The sequence below is a fragment of the ANME-2 cluster archaeon genome (assembly GCA_014237145.1).
In the GTDB taxonomy this organism is placed as follows: Archaea; Halobacteriota; Methanosarcinia; order Methanosarcinales; family Methanocomedenaceae; genus Methanocomedens_A.
Genome location: JAAXOC010000076.1, coordinates 1 through 3017 on the forward strand (window position 1 = coordinate 1; position 3017 = coordinate 3017).

At 44.9% G+C, this 3017-nt stretch carries 4 protein-coding genes; all 4 read left to right on the forward strand.

Annotation, left to right across the window (positions count from 1 at the left end; translation table 11 throughout):
• Nucleotides 1-237 precede the first annotated feature (237 nt).
• Nucleotides 238-432 (forward strand): hypothetical protein, encoded by a 195-nt coding sequence (locus HF974_09730; GenBank protein ID MBC2698587.1) that lies wholly within the window; start codon nucleotides 238-240, stop codon nucleotides 430-432.
• The gene (locus HF974_09735) at nucleotides 429-1313 is read left to right on the forward strand and encodes a glycosyltransferase (GenBank protein ID MBC2698588.1); all 885 of its coding nucleotides are present in this window, start codon (nucleotides 429-431) and stop codon (nucleotides 1311-1313) included. Before HF974_09730 ends, HF974_09735 begins: the two co-directional genes overlap by 4 nt.
• Before the next feature lie 11 nt (nucleotides 1314-1324).
• Nucleotides 1325-2404 carry a UDP-N-acetylglucosamine 2-epimerase (non-hydrolyzing) gene (gene wecB, locus HF974_09740; GenBank protein ID MBC2698589.1) on the forward strand — a complete coding sequence of 360 codons (1080 nt, stop codon included), beginning with the start codon at nucleotides 1325-1327 and terminating at the stop codon, nucleotides 2402-2404.
• Nucleotides 2405-2754: 350 nt separating this feature from the next.
• A partial coding sequence (locus HF974_09745) for an NAD-dependent epimerase/dehydratase family protein (GenBank protein MBC2698590.1) occupies nucleotides 2755-3017 on the forward strand: 263 nt, incomplete at its 3' end.

A 3017-nucleotide genomic window follows, 5' to 3' on the forward strand; every position in this document is an offset into this window, starting at 1 on the left:
AAACACAAAATAGATGATCATAAGGGAAATAACGAGCGCAGATCAATTGCAATAACACACCGCGAAGGACGCGAAGAACGCAAAGTAGAGGAGCAGAAATCTTTGCGTTCTTTGCAGTTGATTTATCTTCATGGAATCCCAATGGCGCAGGGGAACAAGGCAATTGGTGTTTTTAAGACAGGATTGACAGGGTATACAGGATGCGTTTTATCGTTTGATCCTGTTCTGTGGTCAAGAATGGATAAAACGCAGATACATTCACCGCTTGCAGAGTTGAGTGCCTGCTATGTCCAGGGGCGTGCAGGTAGCATAAAGGAACCACAGATAAACACAGATGAACACAGATACGATTACAATACTTTTATTAATATATTTCAGCTGGAGCACTTCAACACAAACTATCGAACCCACTTCTTTGAGGTGCCTACCTGACCACCATAACCGCTATCCTGCCTGCCTATAATGAAGAGGTCAGCATAGGCTCTGTGGTCCTGCGCACCAGACAGTACGCTGACCCGGTGCTTGTCATTGATGACGGCAGTACGGACCGGACCGCTGAGATGGCTGAGATGGCAGGGGCCGAGGTGATACGGCACCCTATAAACAGAGGTAAGGGTGCGGCGCTGAGGAGTGGTTTTAATGCAGCCAACGGCGCTGACATCATTGTGACCATGGATGCTGATGGACAGCATTATCCTTCTGAAATACCAGATCTTGTAGCTCCTATACTGGATGGGGAAGCAGATGTTGTGAACGGCAGCCGGTATATGAACGGCCACGGTAAGAATACTCCTAAATACCGCCGTCTGGGCCAGAAAGTACTGGATAAGGCCACGAACTTTAGCAGTGGGCTTGATGTTACTGACAGCCAGAGCGGGTTTCGTGCTTTTGCGGCACATACGGTACCTGCTTTCAGGTTCAGGGAAAGTGGTTTTGAGATAGAGAGCGAGATGCTGGTGGATGCGGCCCTTGCAAAGTTAAGGGTAAAGGAAGTGGAGATCGGGGTGCGCTATGATGTGGATTGTTCGACCGAGCATCCGGTGAGCCATGGGGTGCGGGTGCTGGTTAAGGTGCTGCATGATATTGAGCTGAACCGGCCGCTGTATTATTTTACTGTGCCTGGGATGGTGTTGGGTGGTATCGGGACCTTTATGGCGTTGAGTTTTCTGAGGACTTTCTATCTTGGAGGGAGTTTGGCGTTCGGGCCGACACTGTTGATGATTATGTTGTTTATGGTAGGGACTTTTATGAGCTTTACCGGGATCATACTGCATTCGATGTCAAGGATGATCAATGAGTCAAGGAATAAATGAGCTGTTAAAACATGAGTATTGCAATAGTGCTGGGTACCAGACCAGAGATAATTAAAATGTCCCCTGTTATCAGGGAATGTGAACACAAAAACCTTGATTATTTTATTCTCCACACAGGCCAGCACTATTCCTATGAGATGGACAGGGTATTTTTCGAACAGCTTGAACTGCCGGAAGCAAGATACAATCTGGATGTTGGCTCGGGAAATCACGGTGAGCAGACCGGGAAGATCATGTCAGGGATAGAGAAGGTGCTTATGGAGGAGAAGCCTGATGCAGTGCTGGTGCAGGGTGATACCAATACCGTACTGGCCGGTGCACTGGCTGCATCCAAATTACATATCAAGGTGGGACATGTGGAGGCGGGACTGCGAAGCTATGACCGCAGGATGCTTGAGGAAACTAATAGAGTGCTGGCAGATCATTGTTCAGATTATCTATTCTCCCCTACCAAAAAGGCAAAGGACATTCTGCTTGGTGAAGGCATACCTGAAGATATGATCTATGTGACAGGAAATACCATCGTGGATGCTGTCCGGCAGAACGTGAAGATCGCAGCAGAAAGAGCATCCATCCTGAATGAACTGGATATTGAACCTGGCAATTATTTGCTCACAACTGCTCACAGGCAGGAGAATGTGGATGACCGGGTTAGATTGACAGGTATTTTACAGGGGCTTGAGGACTTGGCAGAGGAATTTGATATGCCTGTCATTTTCCCCATTCATCCCAGATCCAGGAAGCGGATACAGGAGTTCGGAATAAGCACGAACGGCTGTATTACATTGATAGATCCTGTGGATTTTTTGAGCTTTTTACAGCTTGAGAAGAATGCGGGCCTGATACTGACAGATTCAGGTGGAGTACAGGAGGAGAGCTGCATCCTTGGGGTGCCGTGTGTGACGCTGCGGGATAATACTGAGAGGCCGGAGACTATGGAAGTTGGTGCTAATGTGCTGGCCGGGACCAAGCCTGAAAAGATTATGGATTGTGCGAGGAGTATGATTGATGGAAAACGAAAAGGGGAGAATCCTTTCGGTGATGGGATGGCTGGTGAGAAGATCAGACGGATCATGGTTATGGGACAATAGTTTAAAACCAGACAATATTGACTAATAAAATGCAAATTCCAACAATTGGTAAGTTATAAACCACAGAGAGCACAGAGGACACAGAGAATAAATCAGATACAAGCTCTGTGTTTCTCTGTGTACTCTGTGGTTAATTATAATTGTTTGAACATCAAAGTGTTAAGATATTAGTATCGATGATTTCTATTGAAGTCATCTATCAAATATTAGTTTCTTGACTATAAATAATTATAATAATCGGTAATACAAAATATTAAGTAAAGCACAATTGAATTGATAAAGATTTAAAAAAATTTATATAATATGGTAAGTATGTACAAAGGAAGGGAGTACAAACAGGAAGGATAAAAATCGAAACCAACAGGATACTGGTTACAGGCGGTGCAGGATTTATCGGGACAAATCTTGTAAATGAATTGAATAACAGGGGACATGAAGTCATTTCATGTGATGTATATAATACTGAACATGAGAATTATTTGCGTTGCAATGTGGGCGAATACAGGCAATTAGAAAAAGTGCTTGAGAATAATACCTTTGATCATGTCTATCACTTGGCTGCCGAATACGGGCGCTGGAACGGTGAAGATTTTTATGAGAGTTTGTGGAAGAC

Coding starts and splice junctions, on each gene's coding strand:
- HF974_09730 (MBC2698587.1), top strand. CDS start 238: ATGGATAAAACGCAGATACATTCACCGCTTGCAGAGTTGAGTGCCTGC.
- wecB (MBC2698589.1), top strand. CDS start 1,325: ATGAGTATTGCAATAGTGCTGGGTACCAGACCAGAGATAATTAAAATG.